Source organism: Paenibacillus rigui, assembly GCF_002234615.1.
GTDB classification, from domain to species: Bacteria; Bacillota; Bacilli; order Paenibacillales; family NBRC-103111; genus Paenibacillus_S; species Paenibacillus_S rigui.
This window is the reverse complement of sequence record NZ_NMQW01000056.1, coordinates 21,307-46,534: the sequence shown is the minus strand read 5'-3', so window position 1 is coordinate 46,534 and position 25,228 is coordinate 21,307. Positions and strand designations below refer to the sequence as shown.

Below are 25,228 nucleotides of genomic sequence, written 5' to 3'. Positions count from 1 at the left end.
TCCTGCTCCACGATTCCGTTCCTGCTTCCTGCTTCCTGCTTCCTGCTTCCTGCTTCCTGCTTCCTGCTTCCTGCTTCCTGCTTCCTGCTTCCTATTTCAGAATAGACAATCCTTGCTCCGTCTGCAACCAAAACATGGAATCCTTCCTACAAGCATTCAGGGATACTTGTTTACAGAAAGTGCTGCCTCAGCCTCCCGCTGCGGACGGGCATTGCGGGACTGCATAGAGACAAGGCCGGAAGGAGCTGCTTCTGGGCGATCTGCACCTGCCCGCAGTCTATGACTCCGGTAGGCGTAATAAACAACACCAAGCCCAACCCATATCATGCCGATCGTCAAGGCGTTGCTGTCGAGCAATGACAACAGCCAGCCAATAAAAGCGGCTCCGACCAGCGGAAACACAAGATACATCAGCGTTCCGTTGAACGAGCGCCGCTTCTCGCGAATATATTTCTCGGCAATAACAGATAAATTAACGAATATAAAGCCTGTCAAAGCACCGAAATTCACGAATTTCACAGCCATATCCAGGCTGATCACCAAGGCCAGGAGCGACACGGCGCTGACCAGAATAATGTTGAGCGCCGGTGTCTTATACTTGGGATGAACATAGGAGAATATGCGCTTCGGGAGAATGGATTCCCGCCCCATCACATACAGCAGACGCGATACGGTGGTCGTCGAGGACAGCCCTTGTGTAAATATGGCCATAATGAGCACAGTGATGAATACCGAGCTCAGTGCGGTCCCGCCAACAAGCTTGACCAGCTCGAAGCCCGCAGAATCCACATCCGTGAAGGTCATACCCGGAAAAGCCATCTGAGTCAGGACGGACGGCCCCATATATAAAGCAATGGCGACGAGAATAATGATCATGATGGCTCTCGGGATATTTTTCTTGGCATTGATCGTTTCTTCCGCCATAGTTGTAACCGAATCGAAGCCGAGGAATGAAAAGCAAATAATCGAAGCTCCCGTCAAAATGACCGGCAAAGGCACATCCGTTTGAAGCACGGACGGCATCGGCCCGCTAGAATCCCAAAGCTGGATCACCAGCACCGTGCAGAATACGGCAATGAATACGATTTGGATAAGCACGAATATTTTGCTGATATGAGCCGAAAAGTTGATCCCTTTAATATTAACCACAGCGAGGATAATGTTCAGCGCAATGATGCATACAGAAGGAGGAACCGCAGGGAATTGGGCGTGAATATAAATACCGAACATGAGACAAGCAATAATGGGTGAGAACAAATAGTCCAGCAGCAGCGCCCATCCGACCAAGAACCCGACATACGGATGGATCGCTTTCTTCGCATAGACGTAGGCCGAGCCCGAGGTCGGATGCGCTTTGGACATCACACCATAGCTGTAAGCCGTAAAAAAGATCGCAACAAAAGCAGTAATGTACGCTTGAGTCAACATACCGTGTGATGTTTCATAGGCGATCCCATAGACCGAGAAATAAATCATCGGCGTCATCCAGGCTAATCCTAAAAACACAACTTGAAATAAGGTTAAAGTTTGGCGGAGCTTCGTCGTTTCCTGCATCTGTAAGCACCCTCTCGTTGGAATGATCTGCAAAAAAAAATGAAGCCCGGGCGATATCAGCAAACGATATCCTCCCGGGCTTTTATCCCTCCGTGAACACAGCTGCAGCTGTGCGTTTTCTCTCGGTCCGGACGGATCCATATCCGCGGAACCCTAGAAAACTTATAAATGAACCCTAACGAATTCAGAACTACCGCCATCAAACACTTAACATCCACAAGACTTTACGGCATGTTATATCCTAGTTATTGTTAGATAATATAACATAAAAGAGGTTTTGTGAAAAGTTTTTATTCATTTCGCCGCTCTCACGTCAGTTATATTGACTTAATCGTTATCAAATAGGCCAGTCAACTCACCCGCAGCGGCAGCGGCAGCGGCCTGGTGTTATTCTCATAAAAATCGCATTTACGTTTTGCATCAAACCGTCTATACTATTTTCAATGCATAGAAAGAGGTGACAACATGGCAACGATTTATGATTTTACAGTACGCAAATCCAATGGCGAACGCATACCGTTATATGCATTCGAAGGTAAACCCCTTGTGATCATCAACACGGCCAGCAAATGTACATATACTCCCCAATTTACCGATCTGCAGCGCCTTTACGATCAGTATCATGCCTCCGGTGTGGAGTTTATAGGTTTTCCATGCAATCAATTCGGTGGGCAGGAGCCTGGCAGCAATGAGGAGGCAGCCGCTTTTTGTCAGATCAATTACGGGGTCAAGTTTCCTATCTTCTCGAAAATCGAAGTCAACGGTCATGACGCCCACCCTTTATTCGACTACTTAAAGAATGCCGCCCCATTCAAAGGCTTCGACGAAGCAAATATTAATGCAAAACTGTTAAAAATGATGATAACCGAGAAAAATCCGGAGTGGCTCCTAGGAAACTCCATCAAATGGAATTTCACCAAATTCCTTATCGATAAACAAGGGCAAGTTGTCGAGCGATTCGAGCCTACCGACGAAATGGACATGCTCTCGAGAAGCCTTGAAGCACAGCTGAAAAGCTAGAGAATGAGAAAAAAGCTGACGCCAATAGGTGTCAGCTTGCTTCGTATTTCGATTAATAAATGTAAGTATTCTTCACTCTTTTTGAATTTATAAAGTAAGGAATCCATATTAAACACGTTATCAACGATTTAACAATATTTCTCCCCTGCTCACTCATAAACTCGTGGGTTGCCATATCCTCAATGGAGTTAGTAATTAAATAAAGGCTAACATTATAAGCAAAGTTAATCAAATATAAATTTATTACCATATTTCTTAATAGTTTCTTTTTTTTCAATGCCAGATAAAAAAGGAATACGGGGAAGATTACAAATAATATATGAATTGCCGTTTCGTATATTATCGCAACGGCATATTTCCAGTTTTCCCCATAAAGTTCGAATAAAAGTCCATTTTGGTAAATGGGCAATAGCGTATCAATCAAATAAAATAAAGAGCTCCCGAAAGTTAATAAGAAGCCTAAAGCAACCAGATAAAGCCAGCCACCAAAACCACAAGGCTTAGCTCGTTCCTCTATCGGAGGCAAAATTTCAGTTGTTGCACTATCCTCCTGTTTTACTGCGAGGTCATTTACTGAATTTGACATGAAGTCCACCAATTTATTTTCTCCATCGGCTGGAGGATTTGCTGTTATGCTGAGCATTATAATTATTCGTCACTCTTGCAAATATTTCCTCTGGCAGTCCTGATGCTCGCAATTCATATGGCAATATTCACTCATTTTCGGTTGGATTCGCTTTAATCCATACACGAAGGGGGCCAAGCGTTGTCCATCCAGATTGGAGCGCGGCCGCGAGCGCTTCGCCTTTTTCATATCCCACCATGGGTACCCCGGGAAAATAGGCCGAAACAATTCGAACAATATCCGGCCAAATCATTTTATTCTCATTTGAAAATACATTGGATATTCCCACAACATGGTCACTAAGATTAGCTACGAAGCCTGATTTCTCACCATGGATCTCGTACATAAAGATTTTTACGTCTTTTTCCTCTAAAAGCGCGGGTTGTAACACTTTCTGCAGCCCGCTGGCAAATGTCCACTGTGCAAAAGCTTCCGCAGTAGATACAACGATCCATCCTCTTAGGTGATCATCAAGGTCAACAACCGGGGGATGATAGATCCATTTCGCATCAAAAAGTACTCTAAAACCAAAGGGCAGCATATCCAGGTTAGCAAAGCTATCTTTTATACCGAATACTTCCCTATTTCCGATAAAATCATTTACTTCATCACTTGTTACTTGCCTTCTGAAGGTGATGATATCAGGGTAATACTCGGGCGCTTTGGAGCAAAGTCCCCATATACCTTCGCCGGAAATTGGGGTCAGTCCGTGCAGCCTACAAACAATCCCGCACCAAGCAATATTATTGAACACCGCATGATCTGCATGAATCAAATAAATCCCCCCATCGCGTACAACATATCTTGTGCTGTTCAACACAGCCTCTATTAGCCCTACTCCTTAAAACTTGGGTTGCTCCAATGTTATTCGTCCGTTTATTCTTGCCATTCCGCAGCCAAAATTCCATAAATAATATGGTCGACAAAATGGTCATATAGCCATTCTGCCTGTCTTATTCTACCTTCATTCACAAAGTTTAGCCTTTCGGGAATTCGCCTGCTTTTCTTATTCCCTGCCGCAGCCCTAATTTCAACTTTATTCAGGCTCAAATCATGAAAAGCATGATCAGTCAGTGCCTTAGCCACCTTGGTCATAATCCCATTTCCTTGAAACTCTTCTGCAAGCCAATATCCTACGTCTGCTGTTTTGGATAAACCCAGAGTATCCTCAAGCATTAAATTATTATTCAGCCAAGGAAGCCATTCTCTTAAATAGCTTCTTGACTTATTCGTTAATTCGAAAATTCTCTCCGCATCCCTTAATTCAATTAACCTTAGAGATAGTTCCTCATCGATTTTATAAATAAACATTACATCTCCTCCGAATGGAAAAAGGTCATCATACAGATAAAAAGTATCGTAGGGCTGGAATTCAGCATTTCGAATCTTAACACTCCAGGCGTCTGCTGTAATTATATGAGGATAGGTTGAAGCCTTTGATGATCAGCCATACTGCAAGGATCATTTCGTTAGCTGCTACGGGCAGCGACAACATTGCTCCCCAAACCGAAAGCTGAGGAATGACACCGAACATTTCCAACAAAGCTGCAATAAAAACAAGGGTTGCTCCTGTTATACCCAAGCTGGAAATAAACCGGGGCACGAGCTTGGTTCTATAAAATATATAACTGTACAGTATCGTATTTATACCTAACATGAAATTGGGCCCCAGCATAAATGTCCAGTCGTGTACTGCTTTTAATAATGTACCTGAGGCACGAAAAGAGGCGGCATCCGGAGCTGTGGCGGTTGTGAAATCCCGACTTAAGGTCAACAGGGACAGCACACTGATGATGCCGACAGTAATAATAACAGCCTCAAGAAACCTAAAGCAAACATGCCCAAGAGCCAGTGTCTCGTTATACTTTCTTAAAAACGGGAACATTGTAATCGATGTACCGACAGCTGAAACGACAAGAATTAACTCCATAAGCGCCCCCAGGATCACCTGGTTAGCGTGAGCCGAGCCTTGAATAAGGTAATCGGGACCGTTCAGGATCGGACCATATAACATAAGACCTATGATCGAGGATATCGCCGCAAGTATGAACAGAACTCCCACAATGGTTGCGGCTATTTTGTTTGAATTCATTCTTTATCTCCCTTCACCTCATCAAGCATCAGCAGCAAAAGGTGATCATCATCCAACCCCTACTCCTTTGGGTGATCCCCGTAAAAAAATACCTCCTCCAGAGGCAAGCCAAAGGCAAGAGCAATGCGAAAAGCCAGTTCTAAAGACGGGGAGTAGTTGCCCTTTTCCAGAGCTACAATAGTTTGCCTTGTTACGCCCACCTTGTCAGCCAATTGCTGCTGTGTCATTTCATGATGGTTGAATCGTAATTTTCGGATGTGGTTGCCGACAAGATTTTTACTCATGTTAAACTCCTTTCCGATAGTGATAAAGTTTCGTAACGGAGCCGGTCACATCGGAAAGGAAGCCGAAGGCAATCAGGATCAAGAACATTACCTGTGATGGCTGATCGATGACCAGCGATCCCATGGCAGCAAGAAAGCCCGCGACAAACACAAAGAAAGAATTTCGGGTCGCTTTCAAATCAATGAGTTTATCCAATTCATCCGCAAATGTCGGTTCTTTTTCTCCGGTCGTAATCCTAAAGACGATGTTAAATACAATGCTGATCACAATATGCGCGACAATGGAAACTAGAGTTAAGCCAAGAACGAAGGAACCCCAATAATGAAAGATTTCCGTCGGCTCCAGACCTCTCGTAGGATACCGCGGGTACTTGTAAGCACAATAAGAGCCAAAAATGAGTATTGCACTGATCAAGGATACGATGCTCTTCTTTTCTTGATAGGTCATCGACTACACCACCTGTAGGTTCATTTTTAAAGTTAAGTTTGATGTACATAATGTAATCAATATCATACATCATGTCAAGTTTATTTTACATTCAAAATCCGAGTGAGAACACGAATTTATTTTGCCCAAAATAGAAAAAAATGGTTGACACATTTGAAGCCTTACAATACTATAATGAATGAATGGTTCATTCATTATTTTTTTAAAAGGGAGGCTCACTATCATGAGTGAAATTAATACGAAATGGTCAGTAAAAGGAAAATGGGTTGTCATTACCGGGGCGACCAGCGGCATTGGTTTGGCGGCGGCGAAGGAGCTTGCCAAGCGCGGAGCCATACTGGGACTCATTGCACGTAATCGTGCAAAGGCCGATGAGGTTGCCGCTCAGCTCGTCACGATAACTGGCGGTAGTGCGATAGTCGATATATTTGAGGCAGATATGTCTTCCCAAAATTCGATCCGGCGGGTTGCCGCGGATATTGGGGAGAAATGGCCTCGAGTGGATATTTTGATTAATAATGCCGGAGCGATGTTTACGGAGAGAGAATTAACGGAAGACGGGATTGAGATGACTTGGGCGGTCAATCATCTGGCTCCTTTCTTGCTAACTTCGCTCCTGCTTGATAAATTAAAGGAAAGCGGACATTCCCGAGTCATTACGACGGCCTCCCACGGCCATAAGATGGCTCGAAACGGAATCCGCTTCGACGATATAAGGGCGGAGCGGTTGTACCGTTTTCCGCAAAAATATATCGGTGGACCTTCCATTCGGTACGGGGAAACGAAGCTAGCCAACATCTTGTTTACCGCTGAGCTGGCGAGGCGGCTTGAGAAGACAGGTGTTACAGCCCACTGCTTCGATCCCGGACTCGTGTCTACGAATTTTAATAGCAACAACAAAGGATTATCGGTCAGCATGACCATGGCCCTGATGAAACTGTTGTCCCGAAGCCCCGAGAAAGGAGCCGAAACGTTGGTATGGCTCGCCGACTCGGATGACATTGCCGCACGAAGTGGAGGTTATTACACCGATATGCAATTGACTCTGCCCACCGTGCATGCTCAGAACATGGATGCAGCCAAGCGATTATGGGATATCAGCGAGAATCAGACCGGGCTTCGATAACTAGTTAAGCATAGCCGAAACACTTAAACGCCTAAACGGGGAGAATGAACGATGTTGAAGAAAGCCAATGAGGAACAAGCCGCACAAAGCTATGATGAACGCCGAGAGCAAATTAAAAAAGCCGCGCTAAAAGTATTTGCGAACCGGGGCATCGCCGGAACGAAAATGAGCATGATCGCTGCCGAAGCCGGCATTAGCCAAGGGCTCTCCTACCGCTATTTCAGTTCCAAAGAAGAGATCTTTACGATCCTTGTCCAGGAAGCGATGGAACAAGCCGAGTCGGCGATCAAGAACGTTGGGCAGCTGCCCGGGACGCCGACGGAACAGCTCCGGGCCCTAACGATCAATATGCTCGATCCTGACCACAAGCTTGTTTTTCTATTGCTTCAGCAGGCGCGAACGTCGGATGACGTGCCGGAGAAAGTACGTCTGCTTTTGGAGCAGTATTCGCCGAAAAGCATTATCGACCAGCTGATTCCTACTTTTGTCCGAGGGCAGCAGGCGGAAGAATTTTGCATAGGCGACCCCTACAAGCTTCTATTCCTTTACTTTACTGTCATTACCGGCCTGATGCTGCAGGACGTGCAAGTCGAGGAAGACTATTGGCGCAAAGAGGTCGACCAGTTAATGAAGTTGATTACGAATTGACCGTGAATTAGCATAAAGCCCCACATTTTATATAATGTGAGGCCCTTCATTTTACTTGATTTTTCTTCAAGCCGTTATAGTTTTACCATGGAAGCCGGTCTTCCATGTAGTAGAATCCGCCCGTCGGACCGTCCTCAGGCAAAGTCGCCAAGCGAACCGCCGTTTGAGCCCCCTCTTCCGCCGAGAGCTCCGCCTTTTCTCCACCCATTTGTGTTTTAACTAAACCGGGGTGCACGGAATTGACTTTCAGGCTGGTCCCTTTCGTTTTTTGCGCCCAGTAGGCGGTCAGCATATTCAAGGCTGCCTTAGAGGCCGAATACGCCGGTGTGGCGATCCGCTGGGCAAGTTCATTGGACAGAATGAACTCGATGGATCCCAACGCACTGCTTTGGTTGACGATCCTGCCTGCCTCGCTCTTTAGCAGCAGCGGCAGCAGCGCTTCCGTTATGAAGAAAGGAGCGAATGTGTTCACTTCGAAAGTATCCCTGAACGCGTCCCCGTCGTAATCCGATTTTTCCGCCCAGACTCCTGCATTGTTTACCAATATATCCAATCGACCGTAGGTGTTCTCGATAAATCGAGACACTTCCGCGATATGTCCGGCATTGGTTACCTCTAATTCCACTCCAATGGCTTGAATGCCCTTCTGCTGCAGCTCACCTGCCACAGCATCCGCAGCCGCTTTCGTGCGTGCAGCCATCAACACGGTTATTCCTTGCTGCCCCAATTGCTTTGCGACTTCAAATCCGATTCCTTTATTTGCACCGGTTACCAACGCTATTTTGTTTGTCATTGTTTGAATTCTCCTCGTTTGGGACTTTTTTGGGAACGATCATTCTAATTGTCTCAAAAAAATTTGGTGTTTCAAGGCTCTAAAATACGTATTGTTAATCCAGCAATCCGCTGAAGCTTTTCTTTTGCAACCGAAGTCCGAGCCATGACCCTCAATCCCGTTAAGGCATTATGAATATATTCGGCCAATTCCTTTGCTTCGTATAACTTCGTGAATTCACCGTTCTCCTGCCCCCATGTAACGATTTCTACAAGAAGCTGCTCCGTCCTTGTAAAAGCCTCCATCGTTTTCGCGTCGACATCCGTATCACGAATCGCTAATTCGACGGTTGAATTTACAAGCATGCAGCCGGGCGGCGCGTCTTCTTCACCGTTGATCATGAAGCTGAAGATAAACTGGAGTGCTTGCACAGCCGTCTGGGATTGCTTGACCCCTGAAGTCAATTTATCGGTAATTCGCTCTTCGAATCGATCCATTGCTTTGAGGAACAAAGTGTGTTTATCCGTAAAAGTATCGTAAAGGCTTCTTCGATGGATCCCCATATTCTCGACAAGATCATTCATCGAGGTTTTCTCGTAACCCTGCTCCCAGAACAGCTTCATTGCCTTTTCAAGTACAACGTTTTCTTCAAATTCTTTGGATCTGGCCATATTATTCCCCTCCAGTACCCATCATAGCACCCTGAGAACGATCAGTAAAGAATAAGATGAATCATCTTCAGCCGATTGTATTTCTCAGCCGATAGCTCGGAGCACCGGTATCGGATCGGCCAGCCATTGTACGGCTTCGTTCCAATCGGTGAAGCTTTCCTGCCGGTACGGCAGCGTGCCGAGACCTGCTACCGTGCGATTCACGCTCAGCTTGGCGACGACGCTGTTCGGCAGCAGCATGGCCAAATGTCGAAGACCGTTTTCAAACGGATTTTGTCCCAGCTCCTTTTGTTTTTGCCTTTTATTTCGAGAACGATCATTCTAATTAAGTGAAAATGTATTGTTTCGTTCTTTCTGAGTTCATCTTATCATATCGGGAACGATCAGTAAAGAATTATTTTTACCAATCGTTCTCAATTCTATAATTGCGCAGGTAAACCCAAAAGATACATATGTATGCAATCCGTATTTTGTTTTAATGTATTAATGGTTTTTGCATTTGGATTCTTATATATTATTGCGTAATCGACTTCGTTGTATTCTTCGCGCACAACAAATGCCAGTCTTTCTTCATCCAGAGAAAATTCAGCATGAACGCCATTTTTATTTCCGCGCGCATCCAAACGAATCCATTTTTGTTGTGATTTCAGAAAAACTGCATTTAAGGCATGGATGCAATAACCTGTGTCAGGTGTGTCGCCTATTGTAAGCTTTTGATAACAAAATCCGGTTGGTATCCCTTTGCTCCTTAATATGGCACACAATAAATTTGACTTGGCATAACAAATACCTTCCTGAAAATAAAGCACCTCCGAGGCCTTGCATGTTATTTTTGTACTTTGAATATCCCATGAATGAGATATTTCATCTCGAACAAATTCATATGCTTTTTGCACAAACTCTTCCTCACTTGCCGACACAGAACTTATCTCCGCTGCTTTGTCCTTAATAGAGGAGTGACTAAAATCAACTTCTTCTGATTCTACCAAATAATCCTCCAAGGAATTTGACTCGCAAATCAACATCATCCTGATCTCCTTCATATGTTAGCTGCCTAGCCTGTATAATTATGCATATTTTTTCATTATTATTCAACTGTGTTATTAAATTGTTTCCGCCATCAAGAGGGGAACTTGACTTCCCGTCTCACTTCCTCGAGGATCGCCTGGACTCCGTCCTCGATTAGCTCCGGCCGCGCCCGTGAGATGCTGATCCGTAAAAACTTCTCCCGCTCCTTATAATCCGATAAATAAAACCGCTTGCCGGAGGCGACCGCAATATCCTTTTCCGAAAGCCGCTTGATGAGACGCTCGAGATTCACGGCTTGCGGAAGCTTGAACTGAACATACACACCGGAGCGGATATCCGGAATTTCAAGTAATCCTGCATCGTTATGCCGTCGCACCGCTTCGTTCAGAGCGTGAATCCGCGCTGCATATTGATTGCATATTTTGCGCTTGTGCCGCTCGTACATACCGTTTTTGATATACACTTCGAGCGCAGCCTGGGTCAGCTGTGAGGCATCCGGGTATCTTTTGTATTTGTCGAACGTCTCCAGCAGCTTTTCCGGCAAAACGGCGGCACCAAGCCGGAGTCCCGGGAAAATGATTTTCGAGAAGCTTTTCAAATAAACGACGTGCGAAGTACGGTTATAGGCATAAATAGGATCCGCGCCCGGTTCTTCGCCCAAATCGGCCATGTAATCGTCTTCTACGATGTATACGTCATATTTGCTCGCCAAACGGGCGATCGCTTTCCTCTCCCCCACGCTGTACGAGGTTCCGAGCGGACTGTGGTACCTCGGCATGGTGTAGAAAAACTTGATTTCGCCATGTTTGAATCTGGCCTCCAGCTCCTGCAAATCGATGCCTGCTGCCGTACGGGCGATTCCGATGACCGGAATTCCCTCCGCCTCGAGAAACCGCAAATAAATATCGTAGCTCGGCTGTTCGACCAGGATGACCGAATTCCCGTTGGGAAACGGCATTTTCGCCAATAGATCGAGCGCCGGCTGGGCACCTGACGTGACGACGATCCTTTCCGCTTTGGCAAAGACCTGGTCACCGGCCAAATGGGAAACGAGTGTATGCCGAAGCGTTACCAGTCCTTTTGAATCGCCGCAGGTGAACAGATCGGATTTATACGTGTCTAAGGCTTTGTTCATACAGTGCCGGAAATCCAAATACGGAAACACACTCGGATCCGGTGACGAAGAAGCGAAATCGACCCCCTTGCTCTGTGTGACATCAAGCTGGGTCCTTGGTTTTCCCACTACGTAATAGCCGCTTTGGGCCATTGAGTAAATCGCGTCGCGCTTCTCCAATTCCGCATATGCCCTTGTAATTGTGCTCACACTGCAGCCATACAGCTTCGCTGCATTGCGAACGGAGGGCAGCTTGTGACCCGAAAGGAATTGGCCCTCATTGATTTTGTGCTCCATATCGGAGAGAATATCCAAATATTTTCTCATTCCGTTCCCCTCACTTCCTTTGGAGCCATTATATTACACAGACCAACTGTATCGATACACTTTTGGAAAATTGCAATTGTTCACGACCGCAGGTCGGCATATCATCAAGTAGTCAGAACCACTTACATTTATACAATCAAAGGAGTCGATTGAGACATGTCAACCGCTGCGCAATCCGAGTTTATCACCCTATTCCGCGAGCGTCATTCCGTTAGACATTTTGATGCATCGCACAAACTCAGCGAACAAGAAATCAAAGAGCTCCTGGACATTGCGGGATACGCCCCGTCATCTTGGAATCTTCAGCATTGGAAGTTCGTAGCGATAACCGGGGCGGCAGCCAAGGAAAAGCTGCTTCCTATTGCAAACGGCCAAAAGCAAGTCCTTGACGCTTCCGTTACCATCGCCGTACTCGGGGACCTCCAGGCCAATCGGAATGCCGAAGCGATATACGGGCCCGTAGTTAAGGAAGGACTCGAGGACGCTTATGCAGGCTATGCTTCCTATCAGGCCATGATCAGTCAAATTGAAGGTGCTTACGCAAACGCTTCTTCCACCTATCGGCGCGATGAAGCGATTCGCAACGCATCGCTGGCCGCCATGCAGCTTATGCTCGCCGCGAAAGCGAAAGGTCTTGACTCGGGCCCGATGGCCGGCTTCGACGCCGAAGCCTTCGTCCAAGCGTTCCATGTCCCGCCGCGTTATATCCCGGTCCTGCTCGTAGCCATTGGCAAAGGTGCAAGACCTGCCCGGCCTACCTCCCGCTTCCCGGTGGAGCAGACGGTCATCTGGAACGGGTTTGAGCCCGATGTCGAAGCTCATTGAAGCCCTTGGAATATCTGCCACCTGCAAAATCTTTTTTTGCTGAAAGCAAGCTTTTTCCCCATGAAAAAACGCAGCCAAATCCGGCTGCGTTTTATTTTAGGCCTGCCTGCAAGCTGTTTTAATGAATATTCGGTGTACCGATGACATAATCGTCCGGCCAGTAGAAGAAATCCCGCCCCAGTGTCAGGCTGGCGGACGTGCGCACCAATGGATTCGTCAGCAGCGAATGCATCAAATCCTCCGTCATAACCAGCTCGTTCTCCCGGTCTCCCGACTTTAAAAATAGCCGGATTCTACGTTCGCGTGCTCCGTCCGTCTCCTTCACCAAATCAAGAAACGGTGCCGAGAGCTGCTCCGGCTTCTCGCCGTATTGGAGCTTACGGTCCACCCTGTACGTCGCCTGATCGTTCTCGATGCGATCCACGATCAAATCAGGCACTCCGTCCGTATCCGACGATAATTTCATCACCAGAACAGGATGGTCCATCGGATGGATCGGCCTTATATCTTTTAACATCGCCGTATAAGAGCCGGGATCCCAGGTGACTTGTATCCCCAGCTTTTCTGCCGTTTCTCGAAGCGGCACAAATACGACTCCGTCGTAGGTAAAAGGCAGATGCTCCGGAGCATATTTCCCGCCGTCCACTCTGGCCTGTACATTGGAGTAAGTCACCGTCGCTTCAAATGGCTCCGTTCCGGCCGGGATCCCCTTGGAATCTGCTTTGAAGGCTGACTGTGCCTGATCCCCTTGTGCTGCAATGCCTGCCCATTCCGAACGCAGCAAGATATCGTACCGGTTTGCTTCCGCATTCCACACTGTAACATAGCCTAAGGTATCCCGGAAAAAGGTGAGCGGGACGTATAAAATATTTTTATAAAATAACGAGCCCGGCTTCACAGGTGCTTGCTGTCCATCCAAAGTAATCGTTGCGTCCGTTCCAGGGTATAGCGTGACCCTCTGCTCCCCCGGTTCGGGGACAGGCACGCTGGCAATCAAGCTTTGGGCTTGCTCGAGACGTCTTGCCGCTTCGTCTCCCGAGAAAACATCAAACACACTGGCTGAAGGCGGGCCCAGCCGATTATTCGCATATACCAGGTAGCTGCGCCCCGCTTCAAAGGCCATTCCGCATTGATCGCTATCCGGCCGCGTAAGCACGGTCCGCACATATTCGCCTTTCAGCTTGGCATCCACGACGAAAGTAGCCATTCGGTACATTTGTCCGTTGAAATATACGTTCTCCACCTTGTTGACCATACCGTAAAATACATGGCTTGCTGTTGAGTAATCATACTCCGGTGTCGTAATCTCTCCCTTGGAACAGGCATAGGCCTGCTGCGGAACAGAAGCCACACCAGCAGGGACAGCGGACAGAGTCATCACGGCGGCAACCGCATAACCCAACCATCTTCTGGTACGCATGAACACACTCCTTTACAATCTTCTCCAACGAGTGAAGGATGTGGAATCTATTCAATAGTATATTAGAAAATCGCAGCTTCTAGAATTCAAACTCAATGAACCGGTCTTTTTCGATGCCTTCCCTTTCTTTGGCGGTTAACACGGTCACGAATACCGTTTGATCGAGGTGCACCACTGCGAATTGATAGCCGGAATCAGCGATCAGCGCATTCAACTCCTGAACGATACCCACGTCGATAAAATCATTCTGATAGAGCGGATGGATTGTCCGCTTCTCCCCGTTCAGCATAAAGGAGACGGTCACAGGCCCTTCCATCGAACCCCATTCCTCCCGAATGTCCGTCGGCATGAAGGCTCCTCTTGAGATTTCGCTCCACCGCTTCAAGGTTTCAACATACACCTCGTTGCCCATACCCACGTCCGCTTCGGTATCCTCCAGCCATACTCTGCTTTTGTCCTCGCCAAGCACGTATAAATCCGCAAAGCTGCCATACCGCATCCAGCAGCCGGTCCGTCGGCTCCATAGCTCCAAACTTCTCCTGGTTCCCCTCAGAGACGGTTTTCAGCTCTTGAAACGATTGGAGCATTTGCTGAAGCTCCGGCTCCAATGCCGGAAATTTATCTTCCTCCACCATGAAAGCGACGCGGAAAAAATTGTATTTGCCTTCAATGATCGTTGCCAAAATTTTAACCGTCTTGCTTGAATGGGATACGGAATAAACAAATTGTCGGGCAGGCATACCGTTGACCGTTATTTTTTTCGGTTCGCTGTAATCCTTGTAGCCTCTGGTGCTCAAATTCCCTAAGACGGCCTGCTCGTAGCTGTCCAAGGATTCAACGCTTGGCAAATACGCTTTCGGGTCGCTGTTGGTCATCAGCATACTGCCATCATACATAGCATAGCTTTGGATGCCACGGACAGGTGCGTTCAACGATCTCCATTTCCCGCTAACATGCATTTGCGCACGACCGTCGGGGCTTTTCAAATCGTAAGGCTGCGCAATATACACCGTTTTGGTTGCCTGCTCCCAAGTGACGTCATATTTGGAGGCTTCTCCTACGAAACGAACAGGAACCAGCGTGCTTCCATTCACAATCTGCGGGGCAGCTTCCAAAGCATACGGTTTCCCATCTACAAAAGCCTGCTTGTCCCCTGCCTTGAGTGTTAGCTTCGTTCCCTTTTTCTCTCCGGTCACCGTCCTCGATGCTTGATCCCATTGGATGGTGTAGCCCAGCTTCTCAAACAAGGGGCGGAACGGCACAAGTGTATTCCCGTCCTCCACAACCGGGGCCTGCTCGAACAAAACACGCTGCCCGTCCAGCATGACGGAAATGCCCGATCCATGCTCCCCATCCTTCTCGAATCGATTCACCATCACACCTGATTGGTCCAATCGGGAGAGCAGCGTCTGTGACGACTCGTTCAGCGGCTTCGTATCTACATTAAGATGCGTCAGCGAATTCATTCGGCCTACAGGCGTTATATCCGTAATGGGATTGCCTTCGAGATTAAGCCACCTGATAGGAAGCTGTGACAAGGCGCTGATATCCTTAATCTGATTATGGTCCGCCAGCAGATCCGTCAAGCCGGTTAATCGGGACAAGCAGTGGATATCACTGATCTGATTATCGTAAATTACAAGCCGGTCGATTTGATTCAACCCGGCAATCGGACATACATTCGTTATTTGGTTGCCGTTCAGCCCAAGAAAACGGAGCCGGTACAAATTTTGCAGCGGCGATAGATCCGTGATTTGTTGATCCGGCACCATCAGCGAGGTCAAGTTCGTGGCCCATTCCAGCCCTTTCAAACTCTTCATTTTCTGTTCCGTCTGCGGGTAAAGCGACGTCAGCTGCTGTAGATCCTGGTACTGCAGCGGTCGATCCTCAATGTTCAGCTCATGACGGATCGCCTGCTCCAGCACAGGATCCTCGATCTTGACCGTGAACGTTGTCACGGCGTCTGCAGCGGACGTCGAGTCGGATTCCCCCGCTTCTGCATACATTCCTGCAGGCCCTAACAGGCTGCACATCAGCAGTAATACAATAAAAGCAACCCCTGTTTTTTTCATTACTTCCTTCCTTTCAACCCTAAGTTTAATCGCGTACGCGTTCTTTTCTGCGCCGTCTCCTTTTCCTTTCTACCTCATTTTGGAATTTCCTTCATGGCTTCGACAAAAACATACAAAAAAAGCCATTGCCCCGTCGGGCAACAGCTTCATTTTCAAATGAAAATTAATCGTCCTCCGCTTTCGCTTTAAACGATCTGGCCATATATAAAACCGGTGTTCCCGCTACGGAAATGACGAATTTCAGCACATAGGTGGTCAGCAAAATCTGCCACCATACATCCAGCGAATAGACGCCGTAGAAGGCAATCGAACAAAATACCAAGGAATCGATGAACTGGCTCAGCCCTGTACTTCCATTAATGCGAAGCCAAAACTGCCCCCGCTCCGGATAGCGCCGCTTTAACACGCTGAACACACGCACGTCCAGAAACTGGCTGACCAAATATGCGCAAATGCTGCCGAGGGCGATCTGTGGCGCCAAACCGAAAATGGTCTTCAGCGCCTCCTGTGAAATATCCGCCTCCTGCGGCACGAAGGCCAGCACCATCTGCATCATGACCGTGGACGCGATAAGACTGAAAAATCCGAACCAAACGGCTTGCTTGGCCGCCTTGGCCCCATACTTTTCGTTCAGCAGGTCGGTGGTCATATAGATCGATGCGTAGATGGAGTTACCAAGCGTCATCACGATTCCGAAGACCTCGATCGTCTTGACGACCTCAATGTTCGCCAGCACGGTGGCGAAGCCGACCCAGGCATAAAGACCCTTGCGGCCAAAGAACCGGTAGCTGATCAGAAACAGCACAAAATTGACGATGACAAACGCAGCGCCCCAAACAAAATTAAACATATGCCTCTCTCCTAGTTTTGATCACGCGGGATGGTTTCGAACCGCGATCGGCGACGGAACGGCCCGCCGATTAAGCCGGATCGGTATAGTTGCATACCGAAGCCCCTATTGTAGCACGCCCTCTCTCATTCGGCAATCATAGGCAATAACTATGAAAATGATAGATTTTCCATCTTGGACGGCAAGCGGCAGGACAGGTAGAGTTAGAATATTCATGAATAGATGAGAGGAATGCCCGTTATGATGCAATCGGTAATAGCCACACTGCTTCAGGTCATCGTACCGTTATCCATCCCGGTCATCGTGGGAGCCCTTCTGGCACGGTACAAAAATTTGGAAACGAAGCCTTTGCTGACACTGTATTTGTACTTCCTAAGCCCGGCGATCATCTTCGAGACGTTGACGACAGCCCAGCTCTCTTTCGATGAAGTGTACAAAACGTTCGTCTTCTCCCTGTTGAATCTGGTAGTCCTCTGGGCCGCTGCCAACGGTTTAGGCAGGCTGCTGAGGCTGCCGGCGACGGAAACCGCAGGGCTGACGCTTGTATCCACTTTTACGAACAGCGTCAATTATGGACTCCCTCTGGTGCTGCTGGCCTTCGGCAAGCTGGGACTGGACAAAGCGTCGGTATATGTCATCGCGCAAATGGTCATTGTCAATACGGTAGGGGTCTATTTCGCCGCCAGATCGCAGTTTTCCATCCGCGGTGCGGTCAAATCCGTCTTTTCGCTTCCGGCGATTTATGCGGCCTTGACGGCCATGCTCCTCCGGGCACTCGATATGCATTTTCCCGCAGGAGTGGAAAAGGGCATCGCCATGATCTCCCAGGCGTATTCGCCCGTCGTGCTTGCGATTCTGGGAGCGCAAATGGCCAGTGTGAAAAAGAGCGATTTCGACCGAAGCATCCAAACCGCGTTCTGGTCAGGTATGTCGGTACGGCTGCTGCTTTCCCCTTTGCTAGCTTGCCTGGTTTTATACGTATTGCAGGTTCAGGGAACCCTGTTCTCCGTATTGCTGATCCTGGCTTCCATGCCCGCGGCTGTCAACGCCGGTATTTTGGCAGAACGGTTTAACGCGTCCCCGCATATGGTGACCAAATGCATTTTGTGGACAACGCTTGCTTCGTTCATCGTGCTGCCCGTTCTTATCGCCATCGTGAAGTAAACTCGGGTCCATGGGCTACAGGCCGTTTAGATCCTTCAGCAGCCATTCGGATGAACCGTCCCGGGACAGAAACCATACATGCGTAAACTTGCCCTGCGGCTTATAAATCAAATGCTTTTCCCGCAAAATCTCCGACATCCCGAACGCCGGTGAGGCGTTGCGAATCAGCAGGGCAATCGGATACTCGGACGAATACGTACTGATCTTCGCCTCCTTCACTTGAATCCGGTTGTTCAGTTCCTTCACCAGCAGCTCAATCAGCTCCATGCTGTGGCTGCTCGCCTTCGAGCGCCCAAGCAGCATCTTGGCTTCTTCCGAATCGTAGAAAAGGTGCGTAATCTCGATCCCGATCGGCCGCAGGGTCGCATCCTGTACCTGAACGACAGCATCAGGACGTTCCCGCTGGTACAGCAGACGGAGCTTGGGATCATGATTGTTGTTGTAAATATCGATAAAAATTTGGGCCGCGGCCCGCTCCAAATCACGTTTTTCCTTATTATTTCTTAGCATCGGTCGCCTCCAGGTCATCCTGTCTCCATTCCATCAGCCAGCAGTCCCGCTTCGCTCCTTCATGCCATTCCTGCTCAGGCAGCAGCTTCACCTTGCGAAAGCCGCTTTTTTCATAACAAGCGATAGCCCGTTCGTTCCAAGCCTGGGGATCCATGACGACCCGGTCCGCTTGATGCTGCTCCGCCAGATGACGAAGCATAGAGCTCATCAGGTGTTGGCCGATCCCCCGATTCCAATACGCCGGCTCCCCGATGAACTGGTCCATGCCGAATATCCGCTCAATGGCAGAGGCATCAGCCAATCCGTAATATTGCATTCCTTCCTCATCCAGCAAATCATATTGGATATAACCGATCGGCTTTCCGTCATACTCTACAATACAACGAAACAACACATCTTCCTCCGGGTAAAATTGCTCCTGCACCCTCTCCATCGTATGGGCTTGATCCCGCCCTCCGTAAAACTGCAGCACCTCGGGCTCGTTCATCCATGTAAAGAGCAGCTTCGCATCCCCCGGGACAAGCTTCCGTACTGTCAGCGGATTACTGCGATACAAAATCCCACTGGTGCCGGTCGCCACATATTCCAGCAAAAAGGGCCGATCCTCAGGATACGTCAGATCCAGCTTCCCAATGTCCTCAGCCGATTTCCATGCGATATCGCAGATCAGTTCGTCCGGATCGTGCAGTGTCGGCGTGCCCCCTATAATATCGATCTCGTAATATTTCACCTTGTACAAAATACCTCGGCTGACGCCGCCCTTCTCATGAAGAAACCGGCCGACCCCCGCTTCGTAGCCTGTTTCCTCCCATACTTCACGCGCACAGCAAGCCTCATAGGTCTCGTCATCATTTGCTTCTCCGGATGGGACGGACCATCGTTTCTCCTCATCAGGTCTCCCTTGCAAAATCATCAGGAGCTCTCGTTTCTCGTTTATGCACATCGCTGCCGCGCCTCTCCACACGCTCATTCTCGTTAGCTCCTTTGGTCCACAGGTTGGGATACTTTTATTATAGCCTTTCATTATTTACCGTTTCCACCTGCATTCTTGGTAAACTGATGATAGAACACGGTAAGCCATACCATCCCGGCGTGTATTCACCCGATTGGTATGGTCCGTAGATTGGGGTGAGGACAATGAGCAGGAATATAACCATCCAGCCGGTGCAGCTGCCGGAGCATTACGAACGAATGGCGCAGCTGTTGAACCTTGTGTACACGGAGCCTACCTCAGCGGCGATTTTAGCCGAGGAAGACGGAAAGCTGTACAAGAAGGGAAGCACTTCACTTGATGAGGAAGGCAGGCTGATCGGATATGATCGCATCCGTTTAGCCGCTCTTTCTGCGGATGGCCATGTGCTTGGGTATGCCAACGGTTGGCGTGCCCCCTGGACCGAACCCGGTACCCTTCACAATACGGTTGTCGTCGATGCGGCATACTGGAACCAAGGTGTCGGGACTCGGCTTGTGCAGGCATTGGAGCAATGGGCACATGATCTGAATGCCTCTGAGATGACCGTCATGGTCTCCGATGAAGACGAAGCGGCCCAAGCCTTTGCCGAAAGACGGGGCTATGTAAAGGATCGGCATACATTCAAATCAACGATCCTGCCGACCCATTTCAACGAGGACACGGGCAAGCGACGTAGAACAACAGCTTCAGGCTGAAGGAATCCGCTTCACCACATGGCTGGAGGAGCAGGGAGAGGTTAACGAATTAAAGCTGCATGAGCTGTACAAGCGGACCAATGAAGACATCCCTGGAAACCGGGAAAGCTATCCGAATCTTTCGGAATGGAAAAAATGGGTGCTTGAGCGGGATGGCTCACGCCCGGAGCTCGTGCTGATTGCCGCCGACGGCGACCGGTATGTTGGTGTCGTTCACCTGCTGCATAACAGCCAAACCGGCGGCATGTACCATGAGTTTACCGGGGTCGACCGGGAATACCGCGGCAGACACATCGCACTCACGCTCAAAATCCAAGCTATCCGTTTGGCGCAGTGCCTGAACGCCCCCTACATGAATACGCATAACGATTCGGCTAACGCTCCCATGCTGACCATTAACCGAAACCGATTAGGTTATGTCGCCTCGCCGGGTCATTATCGGATGATTAAGACGCTGCAGCCCTATTGAAGCCCTGACCGAAAAAAGAAAAACAGAGCCCGCTAACCCTTCGCGCGGCTCTGTTGCTTTGTTTCAATCCCCTATCTGTTCCTTACGGCTTCAGCTTCAGCCAGCTTTCCCATTCATGTACGCCGGTCCCTTTAAAAGAAGGATGGCTCCCTAATACAGCCGGCAGCTCCCCCAAAACCTGTTCCATCCAAGCTTCACCTTCACCGTAGAAGCTGCCTTCCTCCCCGCTGTCTACTGTGTCTACCGCCACAATAGCGGAAGCTCCGGCCCGATCCGCTTCATCCAATTCCGTCTTCACCGAGTCGGTGATGTCATCCGTCTGATCACGGTAAGCCATCAGCGTCACTTCATCCATCCGGCGAATGAACCAATCCGACAACGTCGTTCTGCCTCCCTGGCCGTCCCCTACCTGAAAATATTCCAGCCACACCGGCATATCCATCCCTACCTGGAGGCTGGAATCACTCTTGACCTCTTCCTGGAATCCGCTGACCGTATCCATCCAAAGCCCGATGGTCGTATCCGAATCCTGCCCCCACTCGGGCAGAACATAAGGCTCCACATCCAGATGAATGCCGGAGAACCTTTCTTCAGGCTGCACGGCATTGTTGTACCTCTTGACCCAGTCAATGAATACATACAGCTTCTTGTTATATTCCGGAAGCACCCAGTTCGGCGCCCCGCCTAACGCTTCAACCTGAATACCCATGGCATGGGCTTTACGAATAAATTGACTGTAATAGTTGGCCGGATAAGACAAATCGATAAAAATATACACGCGATTCACCTGCTTATCGGCTAACTGCTGCAGCGTGCTGTCCGCTTCCTTATCTATGATATAGGGATTCCACAGCCATGTGCTTTTTACCGGCGGCTCCCCGGCAGCAGATGCGTAATTGCCGGCTCCGCCGAACAATGAAAACCCGGTCAAAGCCTGACCGGCGATAAAGCACCCTAATACGACTTTGACACAACGGCTTCCGAAAGGTGAAGCTTGCTTTGTAAACCAACGATGTTTTGTCACGTCTGTTCTCCTTCTCTTCAAAGTCCAATGAAGCATTACCCGCTTCGCGGGAGGCCGCTGAAAAAGCTACGGGCTGCATGGACGGATCCTTCTTCCGATCGCTGTTGTCCCCGGATTTTGTTCATTTCAACCCGCTTATAGCGGTTCAAATCCGGGGACAAAGGCGAACGCTTACGCTTCTGCAGACCGATTCCGTCCACTCCGCCCGTTTTTCAGCGGCCTCCTTCGCAGGCGGAGCCTTCTTCTTTTCGGACGGATGGATTTGTCATATTTTGTCGAAGATGAAACCTGTGAACCATGGCAAATGCCCCTTAAGACTGCGTATAATAAAGATATTGTTCATAACCATTCGAACCATAAGGAGGCTCATACGATGGTCGCCATTCTTATAGGGCTTCTGCTCAGCTTACATTCTCTTCCTACCTCCACCCCGGCCTGGCTTCCCGCGCCCTCCAAAGCGACATGGCTGTGGGATACCTCCCTCCTGGAAACAAGCTCAGGACGAGCCGAGATTGTGCAATTTGCCCGGGAGCAGCAGCTCCAGCGCATCTATGTGCAGGTGAACCGCAATCTCGCCCCAGCCGCCTACCGGCAATTGATTCAGGCCGCATCCGACTCTCGTATCGAGGTTCATGCACTGGACGGCGCACCCGCTTGGGCGCTTCCCGAGGAAAGCCGGCGCATCACCGAATTGGTGCAGTGGGTGAAGACCTACAACCGCTCCGCAGCGGAAAACGAAAGGTTCCAAGGAATCCAGGTTGACATCGAGCCGTACCTGCTTCCGGCATGGACAACCGATGATCAGAGCCGCCTTGCGAAGGCGTGGCTGCAAAGCGTCACTTTGCTCCACAACGAAGTGAAGAAGGATTCTTCCCTGACCACCTCAGCCGTCCTGCCCTTCTGGCTCGACCAGATCAAGCTGCCGGATCGTGAGATGAGCTTGTTCGAGGCTATCATGACAAAGCTGGACGAAGCTGCGCTCATGTCTTATCGGGATCAAGCGCAGGACGTGATCGACCTGTCGGCTGCGGAAATGAATATTGCAGAACGGCTCGGCAAAAAGGTATGGATCGGGCTCGAAACGAACCCTTCTCCTGATACGCCGTACATTACTTTCTTTGACAAGGGCCAGGAAGCGATGATGTTTCAGCTGGCCGTCATGGACGGCGTGCTAAGGCTGAATCCCTCCTATGCCGGAATCGTGATCCACGACTATACCGGCTGGCGCGCCCTGCGCGATTAATTCGAAGCTGCCGGGACAGCGTTCTGCTGCCCTTTCGGCGGCTTGTTCCCTTGCTCTCCGAAGGCGGCCTGCAGGATCGGATAGCTTTTTTTCAGACGCTCATGATAAGCAACCTTGTCCCAGTCATCCCACTTGTAGACGAGCGGCTCCTGCTTCTCCACCCCTCCCGGCGCCGTCCCCCCATGAGGCTCCACGCGAATCGCCTTGACCTCATCGAATTTCAGCGCCCCTGCTTCATAAGGATAACGCCAAGCCTTGTGCTGGCTCGGGTCTGTGAAGCCAAGCATCATCCAGGGCACCCGAATTTCAATGACAGACCCGGACACATACCAATCAGCCAAATTATTGAATTCGTCACGGGACGGGTCTGTGGTGCCTTGATGCAGCAAACCAATTTCGACATCCTCGAAAGGCACCTTCTCCTGTGTCTGCGGCAGTGTAAAGCCTTTATTAACGGGCAGCTTCCATGGCAAAAAGATGCCATTCTCCGCACGGGCCCAGCTGTCCTGCCAAGGCAGCTGCTTCTTCTTGGAGCCATACAGCCATGTATGGTAGTCATAGGCGCTGCCGACATAGAGGGCTGAATTTTTTTGCCCCTGAAGCTTCATCACGAACTCCTGCCCGCTGCTGAAGCTGACGCCCGGTGCTTTGTCCGCCGTCGTACTGCCTCCATTCAGCGTATCGAAGCCCAAATACATCGGATTGTCGTCCAGCTTCCAATCTCCTTTCGTATTTTTCAGCAGCATATACACATAAGCCTCGTCATGGGATGTGGTTAGGGTATAATTCGGGTACGCCTTCGTGACCGTGTGCTTCCTGCGATCCCAATCGTCTGTTTGGCCATCCAGGACTATCGTATCCTCCGGTGATTTCCCGGGCTCTACGGCCAGCACACCGAAATGCTCCTCATTGGTAAGCATATTGCGCCAATAAGGCCGCCTGCTGCTGGGCGTATCCAGCTCCAATGTGTTCCACGTAATTTTGAACCATTCATCCTGCCACGAAAACAGCATGGCGCCATCGTAGCTCTCATTGTAGATGCTTTGATACAGCGATGCGTTGATTTCGCCCTGCTCCTGCTCCGTATGAAGACCCTGATTGCGATTGACGGGACCGTAATGCGCGAGCCCCCTTGAGCTTGGAACTCCGTACTCTGCGACTATTAACGGAATCCCCTGATGATGCTCTCTCAGATCGCGAAGATAGCCTGCATAAGGATTGACTTGTCCGGTACGATCCTTGTACGTCTGGTACTTATCCTCATAGCTCAGCAGGTCCGGGTAATACGGATAAATATGATAGGAAGCAAAATAGCCTGCCTTCCACGTTTCCAGAGGACGGATATGCATCGGATCGACCGAAACCATGTCTTCATTCTCCGCCGGCTCGTTCGGATGGTTCAAAGGATCGGTTGTGACCCAGTTGGTAAAAGAGACCGGATGCTGCCATCCGTATTTCATCTCCTCCTTCGCTGCCGTCTCGAGCATTTGTGCCAGCCAGCTTTCGAACGGATTCGCTTCAGCCTTTGCCTGAAAATACGTCCCTTGGAACGGCTTCAGGCCCGCATTCGCATCATTGGTTGCTTGGACTGCATAAGGATCCCATTCCGTCCCTATAACCCAGCCGAGCAAATAAGGCGATATGTCCGCATCATAAGTGCCGGAAGCATGCCCCGGCATTTCTTTGCGCTTCAAATTCCCATGCACGGCATGAACCGCATCGGTAATTTCCTGCTTGAATGCGTCTACGGTATCCCTCTGATAGGCATCCCTCCCTTCTCCGCCGTTTCCGACCAGCTGATCCTCGGGCGCCCAGATCCCGTGCAAAATATACAGCGGGTCTTTTCGCCCGCCGTTAAATTCAGCCAGCGCCTCATAGAAATACGGCGGCAATATGGTATACACGCGTATCACATCCGCATGCATATCCTTAATTTGTTGAAACCAGCGCAAATAATCCTCCTTGGTCGGACTGAGTTCGCCGGGAGCATGACCAGGGGTGGTTGCCCCCAGGTTCACCCCCGTCCAAAATTGAGGGGTCCAATCCTTGCCGTTATATACTTCCAAATGTCCGTCACGGACCGAGGACGTTTGTTTGATCCCCTGTTCCTCATACACCGGCATCACTGATTGCGGGAGGCTTTTGCTTCCCCCGGCAAACCAGCCCCGCAGTCCCCCTCCGTAGAACAACGCAAGTGCGATAACCGCAAGCGCCGCAATAACGGTGAGGCCCAGCACCCATGTTTTGTTAACCGAATTAGCTTGCATGATATC

The 25,228-nt window shown here is 49.4% G+C and carries 28 protein-coding genes and 1 riboswitch; of the genes, 8 read left to right on the top strand and 20 right to left on the bottom strand.

Annotated features, from left to right (window positions below; genetic code table 11):
* Positions 1 to 156: 156 nt before the first annotated feature.
* Positions 157 to 1,554: an APC family permease gene (locus CF651_RS28940; RefSeq protein ID WP_094018342.1), complete on the bottom strand. Its 1,398-nt coding sequence runs from the start codon at positions 1,552 to 1,554 to the stop codon at positions 157 to 159.
* Between the two features lie 69 nt (positions 1,555 to 1,623).
* Positions 1,624 to 1,722, bottom strand: a riboswitch (guanidine-I (ykkC/yxkD leader).
* A gap of 297 nt (positions 1,723 to 2,019) precedes the next feature.
* Between CF651_RS28940 and CF651_RS28935 the strand changes: the two genes are divergently transcribed.
* Positions 2,020 to 2,574, top strand: a complete 555-nt coding sequence (locus CF651_RS28935; protein ID WP_094018339.1) for a glutathione peroxidase — start codon at positions 2,020 to 2,022, stop codon at positions 2,572 to 2,574.
* A gap of 52 nt (positions 2,575 to 2,626) precedes the next feature.
* On the opposite strand, the gene CF651_RS28930 is transcribed toward CF651_RS28935, so the two are convergent.
* From CF651_RS28930 to CF651_RS28905, 6 genes are all read right to left on the bottom strand, one after another.
* Positions 2,627 to 3,217 (bottom strand): DUF2569 domain-containing protein, encoded by a 591-nt coding sequence (locus CF651_RS28930; protein WP_094018338.1) that lies wholly within the window; start codon positions 3,215 to 3,217, stop codon positions 2,627 to 2,629.
* Positions 3,218 to 3,287: 70 nt separating this feature from the next.
* Entirely contained in the window at positions 3,288 to 3,974 is a 687-nt protein-coding gene (locus CF651_RS28925) for a hypothetical protein (protein WP_094018337.1), read from the bottom strand.
* Between the two features lie 101 nt (positions 3,975 to 4,075).
* Positions 4,076 to 4,510, bottom strand: coding sequence for a GNAT family N-acetyltransferase (locus CF651_RS28920; protein ID WP_094018336.1), 435 nt, complete (start codon positions 4,508 to 4,510; stop codon positions 4,076 to 4,078).
* A gap of 76 nt (positions 4,511 to 4,586) precedes the next feature.
* On the bottom strand, positions 4,587 to 5,291 hold the full coding sequence (locus CF651_RS28915) for a DUF4386 domain-containing protein (RefSeq protein ID WP_094018335.1): 705 nt from the start codon (positions 5,289 to 5,291) through the stop codon (positions 4,587 to 4,589).
* Between the two features lie 59 nt (positions 5,292 to 5,350).
* On the bottom strand, positions 5,351 to 5,575 hold the full coding sequence (locus tag CF651_RS28910; RefSeq protein ID WP_094018334.1) for a helix-turn-helix transcriptional regulator: 225 nt from the start codon (positions 5,573 to 5,575) through the stop codon (positions 5,351 to 5,353).
* Between the two features lies 1 nt (position 5,576).
* Positions 5,577 to 6,023, bottom strand: a complete 447-nt coding sequence (locus tag CF651_RS28905; protein ID WP_094018333.1) for a hypothetical protein — start codon at positions 6,021 to 6,023, stop codon at positions 5,577 to 5,579.
* A gap of 223 nt (positions 6,024 to 6,246) precedes the next feature.
* Between CF651_RS28905 and CF651_RS28900 the strand changes: the two genes are divergently transcribed.
* Together CF651_RS28900 and CF651_RS28895 are read left to right on the top strand one after the other, a co-directional pair.
* Positions 6,247 to 7,149, top strand: coding sequence for an SDR family NAD(P)-dependent oxidoreductase (locus CF651_RS28900; RefSeq protein ID WP_094018332.1), 903 nt, complete (start codon positions 6,247 to 6,249; stop codon positions 7,147 to 7,149).
* Between the two features lie 51 nt (positions 7,150 to 7,200).
* Positions 7,201 to 7,797: a TetR/AcrR family transcriptional regulator gene (locus tag CF651_RS28895; RefSeq protein ID WP_179233045.1), complete on the top strand. Its 597-nt coding sequence runs from the start codon at positions 7,201 to 7,203 to the stop codon at positions 7,795 to 7,797.
* A gap of 82 nt (positions 7,798 to 7,879) precedes the next feature.
* Here CF651_RS28895 and CF651_RS28890 read toward each other — a convergent pair whose 3' ends face one another.
* The 5 genes from CF651_RS28890 to CF651_RS28875 all read right to left on the bottom strand — a co-directional run bounded on the left by CF651_RS28890 (position 7,880) and on the right by CF651_RS28875 (position 11,710).
* Positions 7,880 to 8,590 carry an SDR family oxidoreductase gene (locus tag CF651_RS28890; RefSeq protein WP_094018331.1) on the bottom strand — a complete coding sequence of 237 codons (711 nt, stop codon included), beginning with the start codon at positions 8,588 to 8,590 and terminating at the stop codon, positions 7,880 to 7,882.
* A 71-nt stretch (positions 8,591 to 8,661) separates the two neighbouring features.
* A complete protein-coding gene (locus CF651_RS28885; RefSeq protein WP_094018330.1) occupies positions 8,662 to 9,240 on the bottom strand; it encodes a TetR/AcrR family transcriptional regulator in 579 nt (192 codons plus the stop codon).
* Positions 9,241 to 9,324: 84 nt separating this feature from the next.
* The gene (locus CF651_RS32540; protein ID WP_179233044.1) at positions 9,325 to 9,486 is read right to left on the bottom strand and encodes a hypothetical protein; all 162 of its coding nucleotides are present in this window, start codon (positions 9,484 to 9,486) and stop codon (positions 9,325 to 9,327) included.
* A gap of 173 nt (positions 9,487 to 9,659) precedes the next feature.
* Positions 9,660 to 10,268, bottom strand: a complete 609-nt coding sequence (locus CF651_RS28880) for a transglutaminase-like domain-containing protein (protein WP_094018329.1) — start codon at positions 10,266 to 10,268, stop codon at positions 9,660 to 9,662.
* A gap of 92 nt (positions 10,269 to 10,360) precedes the next feature.
* Positions 10,361 to 11,710 (bottom strand): aminotransferase-like domain-containing protein, encoded by a 1,350-nt coding sequence (locus tag CF651_RS28875; RefSeq protein ID WP_094018328.1) that lies wholly within the window; start codon positions 11,708 to 11,710, stop codon positions 10,361 to 10,363.
* Positions 11,711 to 11,866: 156 nt separating this feature from the next.
* On the opposite strand from CF651_RS28875, the gene CF651_RS28870 reads away from it, so the two are divergent.
* Positions 11,867 to 12,535, top strand: a complete 669-nt coding sequence (locus tag CF651_RS28870) for a nitroreductase family protein (RefSeq protein WP_094018327.1) — start codon at positions 11,867 to 11,869, stop codon at positions 12,533 to 12,535.
* 118 nt (positions 12,536 to 12,653) lie between these two features.
* Here CF651_RS28870 and CF651_RS28865 read toward each other — a convergent pair whose 3' ends face one another.
* The 4 genes from CF651_RS28865 to CF651_RS28850 all read right to left on the bottom strand — a co-directional run bounded on the left by CF651_RS28865 (position 12,654) and on the right by CF651_RS28850 (position 16,877).
* A complete protein-coding gene (locus CF651_RS28865; RefSeq protein ID WP_094018326.1) occupies positions 12,654 to 13,955 on the bottom strand; it encodes a stalk domain-containing protein in 1,302 nt (433 codons plus the stop codon).
* 79 nt (positions 13,956 to 14,034) lie between these two features.
* Positions 14,035 to 14,304: a hypothetical protein gene (locus tag CF651_RS32535; protein ID WP_179233043.1), complete on the bottom strand. Its 270-nt coding sequence runs from the start codon at positions 14,302 to 14,304 to the stop codon at positions 14,035 to 14,037.
* A 40-nt stretch (positions 14,305 to 14,344) separates the two neighbouring features.
* Positions 14,345 to 16,027 (bottom strand): stalk domain-containing protein, encoded by a 1,683-nt coding sequence (locus CF651_RS28855; protein WP_094018324.1) that lies wholly within the window; start codon positions 16,025 to 16,027, stop codon positions 14,345 to 14,347.
* Positions 16,028 to 16,190: 163 nt separating this feature from the next.
* The gene (locus tag CF651_RS28850) at positions 16,191 to 16,877 is read right to left on the bottom strand and encodes a queuosine precursor transporter (protein ID WP_094018323.1); all 687 of its coding nucleotides are present in this window, start codon (positions 16,875 to 16,877) and stop codon (positions 16,191 to 16,193) included.
* Positions 16,878 to 17,117: 240 nt separating this feature from the next.
* On the opposite strand from CF651_RS28850, the gene CF651_RS28845 reads away from it, so the two are divergent.
* The gene (locus CF651_RS28845; RefSeq protein ID WP_094018322.1) at positions 17,118 to 18,041 is read left to right on the top strand and encodes an AEC family transporter; all 924 of its coding nucleotides are present in this window, start codon (positions 17,118 to 17,120) and stop codon (positions 18,039 to 18,041) included.
* A 15-nt stretch (positions 18,042 to 18,056) separates the two neighbouring features.
* Here CF651_RS28845 and CF651_RS28840 read toward each other — a convergent pair whose 3' ends face one another.
* Positions 18,057 to 18,551 carry a hypothetical protein gene (locus CF651_RS28840; RefSeq protein WP_094018321.1) on the bottom strand — a complete coding sequence of 165 codons (495 nt, stop codon included), beginning with the start codon at positions 18,549 to 18,551 and terminating at the stop codon, positions 18,057 to 18,059.
* Positions 18,538 to 19,521 (bottom strand): GNAT family N-acetyltransferase, encoded by a 984-nt coding sequence (locus tag CF651_RS33310; protein WP_342746627.1) that lies wholly within the window; start codon positions 19,519 to 19,521, stop codon positions 18,538 to 18,540. Before CF651_RS33310 ends, CF651_RS28840 begins: the two co-directional genes overlap by 14 nt.
* A 167-nt stretch (positions 19,522 to 19,688) precedes the next feature.
* Here CF651_RS33310 and CF651_RS28830 point away from each other — a divergent pair, with 167 nt between their 5' ends.
* Positions 19,689 to 20,219 carry a GNAT family N-acetyltransferase gene (locus CF651_RS28830; RefSeq protein WP_094018320.1) on the top strand — a complete coding sequence of 177 codons (531 nt, stop codon included), beginning with the start codon at positions 19,689 to 19,691 and terminating at the stop codon, positions 20,217 to 20,219.
* Complete coding sequence (locus tag CF651_RS33465; RefSeq protein WP_094018319.1) at positions 20,134 to 20,688, top strand: GNAT family N-acetyltransferase; 555 nt, start codon at positions 20,134 to 20,136, stop codon at positions 20,686 to 20,688. Before CF651_RS28830 ends, CF651_RS33465 begins: the two co-directional genes overlap by 86 nt.
* Positions 20,689 to 20,770: 82 nt before the next feature.
* Here CF651_RS33465 and CF651_RS28820 read toward each other — a convergent pair whose 3' ends face one another.
* Positions 20,771 to 21,712: a hypothetical protein gene (locus tag CF651_RS28820; RefSeq protein WP_094018318.1), complete on the bottom strand. Its 942-nt coding sequence runs from the start codon at positions 21,710 to 21,712 to the stop codon at positions 20,771 to 20,773.
* Positions 21,713 to 22,085: 373 nt separating this feature from the next.
* Between CF651_RS28820 and CF651_RS28815 the strand changes: the two genes are divergently transcribed.
* The gene (locus CF651_RS28815) at positions 22,086 to 22,955 is read left to right on the top strand and encodes a hypothetical protein (RefSeq protein WP_094018317.1); all 870 of its coding nucleotides are present in this window, start codon (positions 22,086 to 22,088) and stop codon (positions 22,953 to 22,955) included.
* Here the strand turns inward: CF651_RS28815 and CF651_RS28810 are convergent.
* Positions 22,952 to 25,222 carry a hypothetical protein gene (locus CF651_RS28810; protein WP_094018316.1) on the bottom strand — a complete coding sequence of 757 codons (2,271 nt, stop codon included), beginning with the start codon at positions 25,220 to 25,222 and terminating at the stop codon, positions 22,952 to 22,954. The genes CF651_RS28815 and CF651_RS28810 overlap by 4 nt on opposite strands.
* Positions 25,223 to 25,228: the final 6 nt, after the last annotated feature.